This is a genomic window from Devosia sp. WQ 349K1, assembly GCF_016595685.1.
Taxonomy (GTDB): Bacteria; Pseudomonadota; Alphaproteobacteria; order Rhizobiales; family Devosiaceae; genus Devosia.
Window position 1 is genome coordinate 1 of record NZ_JAENGO010000015.1, and the last position, 869, is coordinate 869.

An 869-nucleotide genomic window follows, 5' to 3' on the forward strand; every position below is an offset into this window, starting at 1 on the left:
TTTCGTGAATTCCGAAATCTTTCGAAATCCACTAAACTAATTTCAAATTTACATTTGATTTCAGTCGTTTGCCGCGTCGCTCAGTGCCGGTAGGCGCTGTGCTCTGCAGCGATGACCGGGTTATAGGCGGGGCTCGGTTTGCTGTCCAGTGCCTGTCGTCAAAATCGGCGTGATTCATTTTTTTGACCACCCACGGTTTGTGAAGAAGCGGATTGAGTCAGTAGCGTTTCCAGCGCTGTCCGGAGTTATCAACATGGGGACTGTTTTTTCCGCTTTTTAGGTCCTGAAGGCGCAATGAACGGAAAATCATCGTTGTATGGAAATGGTTTAGATGAAACGGGTGAAAAGCGCGCCACCAGGCGCCCGGATACGCGTGAAAGATTCTTTCTTCCGCGCCGAAAATTTTGCCGCTGCTGCGCCACGGATGTCGCCGCCTTCGCGGGGATGACGGCCTGGTGTTCGCAATAGCCGATCGAGAGGCACCGCTTTGCCTCCCTCCCCTTGCGGGGAAGAATTGAGGGTGGGGGTATTTTGGACATCACACACACACCATCAGCACCGGAGCCGCCTTCCCCTCCCCCGCCTCGGGGGAGGCCGGGTGGGGGCGTGACGTAAATGGGGCTTTCTGCAAGCACCGCTCTAGAGATAGAGCTCAGCCAAGTAGGGGTGACGACGTCACAAACGCAAAAAGCCCCGCTGGTGCGGGGCTTTTTGTATTTGGTTTTGTTGATCGTGAAGAGATTTTATGTTTTTGGCAGACCTTGCAGTGACCTACTCTCCCAAGTCTTGAGACTTAGTACCATTGGCGCGGAGGAATTTGACGGTCGAGTTCGGGATGGGATCGGGTCTTGGGCTCCTCGCAAGAACCA

The 869-nt window shown here is 53.9% G+C and carries 1 rRNA gene; it reads right to left on the reverse strand.

Annotated elements, in window-relative coordinates:
* Window positions 1–758: 758 nt before the first annotated feature.
* A 5S ribosomal RNA gene (gene rrf, locus JHL21_RS17590) occupies window positions 759–869 on the reverse strand; the annotation flags it as partial.